We start from the raw sequence: 5415 nt of genomic DNA, 5'->3' as shown, positions 1-5415 counted from the left end.
TGCCCGTTCAAAGCGTTCCCAAAAAGGGCACGGGCCCGAAGCGAAGTGAAGCGGGGCGGAGGCCCGTCCCGAGCGAAAAAAGAGAACGGGCACTTACGTGCCCTACTACGAACGAAAAGCCTTTGTTTGTAGTCGGGCCCGGAGCGAAGCGAAGTGCCCGTTCGAAGGGTTCGCAGAGAGCGCACGGGCCCTTACATGCCCGACGACGAACGAGAGGCTTTGCGCTTCGGCACCCCTTATCGATTCTCCAGACCGACAACCTCCTCACTGGCCTGATCGACTGCCAGCTGCATCGCCCGCGCCTTGTTGCGGGTTTCCTCCTCCTCCCGTTCGGGGACTGAATCCGCCACGATCCCGGCCCCCGCCTGCACGATGGCAGTGTTCCCCTGCACCATCACGGTGCGGATGGTGATGCACCAGTCGGCGTTCCCCCGGGGATCGAAATACCCCACACCGCCCGCGTAAGGGCCGCGGGCCTCCCCCTCCAGCTCGGCGATGATCTCCATCGCCCGCACCTTGGGGGCCCCTGAGACCGTTCCCGCGGGGAAGGCCGCGGCCAGGGCGTCGAAGGCATCACAACCGGAGCGCAATCGCCCACGGACCGTGGAGACCAGGTGCATCACGTGGGAATAGCGCTCCACGACCATGAACTCCTCGACCCGCACACTGCCGTAGGCGCAGACCCGCCCCAGATCGTTCCGGCCGAGGTCCACCAGCATCACGTGCTCGGCCTGCTCCTTGGGGTCCGCCCGGAGCTCCGCCTCCAGCGCTCGATCCTCCTCCGCCGTGCGACCCCGGGGGCGCGTCCCGGCGATCGGCCGGATCGTGGCCTCGCCGCCCTCCACCCGCACCAGCATCTCCGGCGACGCGCCGATCAGCGCCAGGTCCTCGCCGTTCCGCCCCAGGCCGGGCAGATGGAGGAAAAACAGATAAGGGGAAGGGTTCAGGCGGCGCAACGTTCGATACACAGCGAAGGGGGAGACCGCGATCGGCCGGCTCCAGCGCCGGGCCAGGACGATCTGAAAAGCCTCCCCCGCCGCGATGAATTCCTTCGCCGCCCGCACCATCGCGCCGAAGCGTTCCGCGTCGGTGTGCGCGCGCCAGGCGGCCTCGTCCGATCGGCGAGGGCGCACCCCATCCGGCGAGGGGGCATCCTCCAGGCGCCGCTGGAGTTCCACTAAGCGATCTTCCGTCTCCTGTTCTTTCCCCGGCCCTGCCAGGCCGAACAACGAAAGGGTTTGGGTCACATGGTCGAAGACCAGCAGGGTCTCCACCTGCATCAGGATGGCGTCCGGGAACGCGAGGCCCGCGTCGGGCGCGCGGGGCACCCGATCGAAGAAGGCGGCCATCTCATAGCCCAGGTAACCGGCCAGCCCGCCGATGAAACGGGGCCAGGGTTCCGCATCGCCCTCCGGGATCATGGCGGCCAGGGCCTCCCGCCAGACGTGGAAAGGATGGATCCGGCGGAGATCATGGACGCGACCATCGGGCGTCCCGATCTCCTCCATGCGATCCCCATCCACCCGATAAATCACGCGGGGCATCAGGCCGATGAACGAATATCGAGCCAGGTAGGCGCCGCCCTCTACGCTTTCAAACAGGAAGGAGGGCCCCTGAGGACGCAGCGCCTGATACAGGCGGATCGGCGTCCACAGGTCCGCAGGCATCGTCCGGCGGATCACATGCATTCGGCGGGCCAGAACCGCTTCTTGGGTCATGAGATCCTCCTGGGAGAGCAAGCCCCCGGTCCTGCCTCTATGAGGGGAGGAAAAGGATCAAGCGTTACGCTGCTGAGGGCGCACCGGCCCGCATAAAAAAAGCGCCCGTCCCTCGGTGAGGGACGGGCGCCTCTTTGGCCCCGTGGTGCCACCCTCCTGAGGCGGGTCCGCGCGGCCTGTTTCCGGAAACAAAACACCCCCGTCGGTGAGACGAGGGTGTTCGCGCGAGCCAGCCCCACTCTTTCGCGGGGACGGGATGGCTGTCCATCCGATCCCCTCCGCCCAGATAACGGTGGCGACTCCGGCCGGGACTACTGCGGGCGAGGCCCGCCCGGTTCGTCCGGCGACTCCCGGGCCCATTCAGCCCCGGCGTGCGCAGCGGGCTTCCACCTTCCCCCGCCTCTCTGGGCGCCGGCCCGAGGCCTACTCCTCCCGTTCACCGTCTTTCGAGAAGGCTCGATTTTGTGTATAACTATACGCCGTTCTTCCGGCTTTGTCAACCGACGCAACCGACGGCGAGGCGGCGGGAAATCCCCCAAACCGGGGCGAAGAGAATTTTTGAGGCCGGGAAGGGCGCCGAAGGCAGCCTTCCCGGCTCGGAACCGGGAAGAGCGGCGGATCGATGCTACGGGTATCCACCCGGAGGGCCGAAATGGGCGCCTGGCTTCCTCAGTCCGCTTCGCGGAGGGTCCGCACGACGTGCTGCATTCCGATGTAGGCAAAGACACAGGCCGGGCCGAGGGTGGAACCGGGCCCGGGATACGTGCCGCCGAAGATCGCGGCGGCGGCGTTGCCCGTCGCATACAGGCCAGGGATCGGCCGTCCGTCCTCCCGCACCACCTGACCCCATTCGTTGGTCAGCAGCCCTCCGGCTGTCCCCAGCTCGCCGGGATAGACGGCCGTCGCATAGAAGGGCGGTCGTTCCAGCGGCCCCAGGTTCGGGTTGGGCTTCACCCGCGGATCGCCGTAGAAGCGGTCGTAGGCGCTGTCGCCCCGGTGGAAGTCCTCGTCTCGCCCCCGCCGCGCCATCTCGTTGAAGCGCGCCACCGTGCGCTCCAGCCCCTCCGGATCCACCCCGATGCGCTGGGCCAGATCGCGCAGGGTGTTGGCCCGCACCAGGAATTGAGGGCCTGTCGCCGAACGGGGCGTGATGCCGGGCGGCAGCGTCCCGAAAGGATAATAGCGACGATGCCGGCTCTCCATGATCAGCCATGCGGGGATGGCCGGAACCTGCCGGTGGCGCTCATACTGCCACCGCCAGCAATCCACATAGGACGCCGATTCGTTCATAAAGCGCTCGCCCTTGCTGTCCACGATGATGGAGAAGGGCAACGAGCGCTCCCCCACCAGGAACAACGGCTGTCCCTGCGGGGTGATCACCACAGGGCCTCCCCACGCCTTGTCCATCAGGGCTACGGCGGCGCCGATGGCCTGGGCGGCCCGAATGGCATCGCCTGTGTTCCCCGGCGCGCCCACCGCCCACTCCTTGCGGGTGGGGTGAGGAAGATAGCGCTCCCGCATCTCCTGGTTGTGCTCGAATCCCCCCGCCGCCAGCAACACGCCCCCTCGCGCGGCGATCCGCAGGCGTCGGCCTTCCCGCTCGACCACCGCGCCCACCACCCGCCCGTTCTCCGCGATCAGCTCCACCAGCGGGCTCTCCAGCCAGATCGGCACCTGCCGCTGCAGGCAAAGGTGTAGGAGCTGGCCGACCAGCGAGGCCCCCAGGCCCATCGGCACGCGGCCCCACAAACGAGGGATCAGGCGGCTGAAGATCCGCAGGGCCATCATGAATCCCCGCCACGTGCGCAGCGAAACCAGAAAGGCGGACACCTCATTGGTGTGAACCGGTATAGGCGGCATGCCCGGATAGGTGCGGAGCCGCTGGAGCCAGGGACCCAGCAGACGCCCATCGAAGATCGCGCCCTCGATCGCCCGTCCCGTGACCGATCCTCCCGGCTTCTCCGGGTAGTAATCCGGATAGCCAATCGCCGCGTGCCAGCGGAACCCCAGCCGGCGCAGGAATTCCACCATCTCCGGGCCATGCTCCAGAAAAGCCCGGCGCCGCTCGGGGGAGGCCGCCGGGCCCGCGTCGGGCACTACCGCCTCCAGGTAGCGCCAAGCTTTCTCGAAGGAGTCGTCCAGCCCGGCCTCGCGCGATACCGGGTTATTCGGAATCCACAGGCCGCCGCCGGACATGGCGCTGGAGCCGCCGATCCGATCCGTCTTCTCGACGACCAGCGGCTCGAGGCCTGCCTCCCGAACGACCAGGGCCCCCACCAAGGCGCCCGCCCCGCTGCCCACGATCAGCACGTCGGTCCGATGATCAAAGTCGGCCATCGGTTCCTCCTCCTTGTCAACTCGGCAAAAGACTCCTCATCTGCTTGTAGACCAGATCCGCAGCCCGTTTCGGGCTCAGCCGACTCAATAAGTCCATGATGCGCGCATCCCTCCCCACCAACACCCGGTATCGATTCCGCTCGATGCCCTCCACGATGATCTCGGCGGCTTTAGCGGGCGACAGGACTTTGAAGGACCTGGAATCCTCCGGCACCCGCAGCGTATGGCCCACGCCGGACCGAGCGGCAATATCGGTGCCCATCGCTCCCGGAATCACCAGGGTCACCCGCACCCGGGTGTCCAGCAGCTCATTCCGCAGCCCCTCGGTGAACAGCTTGAGCGCCGCCTTGGAGGCGCCATAAATCGTCTGGCCGGGGACGGGCACCAGCGCGCCCATGCTGGAGACGTTGACGATATGGGCCTCCGGACGCGCCAGCAGGTAGGGCAGGAAGGCCTTCGTCATATAAAGGGCGCCGTAGAAATTGACCCGCATGACCCGCTCGATGGCGCTGTCCTCCAGATCCTTCACTCGCACGAAGGGCTGGATGATGCCCGCGTTGTTGATCAGGCCATCCACGGCTCCGTGCGCGGCGATGACCGCCTGGGGGAGCGCCTCAACCGCAGGCCGGTCGGTGATGTCCACCACGTGGGTGGACAGCCTTCCCTTCCGGTCTCCGGCGAGCTTGGTCACCTCGTGAAGGGCCGCCTGGTCGATATCCACCGCCGCCACGCTGGCCCCTCGCGCGAGCAGGAGCAGGACCAGTTCCCGCCCCAGGCCGTTGCCGCCCCCGGTCACCACGAAAACTTTTCCTTGAACGTTCATCCCATCCTCCTCGCAGCTTTCAATCAAAAGCTCGTTGCACCATTGAGTGGGGGTCCGCTGTATCCCCCTTCTCCCCCCGCGGCCTGAAAGGCCGTAGGGAAGGGGAGAATATTTGGGGGGCAGGAGGCCGCCGAAGGCGGCCTCCTGGCCCCCAAAACCCACGGGAGAGCTCGGAAATTGTCCATGACGTCTATTTTTATAACATCCCTTAACTTGATTGCAATCCGAACGATCCCCGCTGGGGATTCAGGACTTGCCCCCTATCTCCCTTCCCGCGTCGCGAAGCGGCGTAGGGAGATAGGGTAAAGCAAGGTTAGTGTAGGATCCGCCGGGGACCCCAGATCGGCAAACGTGCACTGCGAATTCCATCTGGGAGGATATGGCGAGCCTTTGCGGGAGCCGATGAAGTCCCTCACTACAGCCCTGCAGGCCATGGTGAGGGGGGAGAAAAACGTGTGGGGTGGTTGCAGGGCCCCCAAGGGGGCCCCCCCCCCCCCCCCAACCCCCACAGAGAAAGATTTTTTTCGCGAGCGGGGG

The 5415-nt window shown here is 66.6% G+C and carries 3 protein-coding genes; all 3 read right to left on the bottom strand.

The window, feature by feature from the left end; genetic code table 11:
• Positions 1–236: 236 nt before the first annotated feature.
• The 3 genes from NZM16_RS01665 to NZM16_RS01655 all read right to left on the bottom strand — a co-directional run bounded on the left by NZM16_RS01665 (position 237) and on the right by NZM16_RS01655 (position 4878).
• The gene (locus NZM16_RS01665) at positions 237–1718 is read right to left on the bottom strand and encodes an anthranilate synthase component I family protein (RefSeq protein WP_295451874.1); all 1482 of its coding nucleotides are present in this window, start codon (positions 1716–1718) and stop codon (positions 237–239) included.
• A 669-nt stretch (positions 1719–2387) separates the two neighbouring features.
• Entirely contained in the window at positions 2388–4055 is a 1668-nt protein-coding gene (locus NZM16_RS01660) for an FAD-binding protein (protein WP_295478078.1), read from the bottom strand.
• 16 nt (positions 4056–4071) lie between these two features.
• Positions 4072–4878: an SDR family oxidoreductase gene (locus tag NZM16_RS01655; protein ID WP_295451878.1), complete on the bottom strand. Its 807-nt coding sequence runs from the start codon at positions 4876–4878 to the stop codon at positions 4072–4074.
• Positions 4879–5415: the final 537 nt, after the last annotated feature.

Source organism: Thermoflexus sp. (genome assembly GCF_025055495.1).
GTDB lineage: Bacteria > Chloroflexota > Anaerolineae > Thermoflexales > Thermoflexaceae > Thermoflexus.
This window is presented reverse-complemented; position numbering and strand designations above follow the sequence as displayed.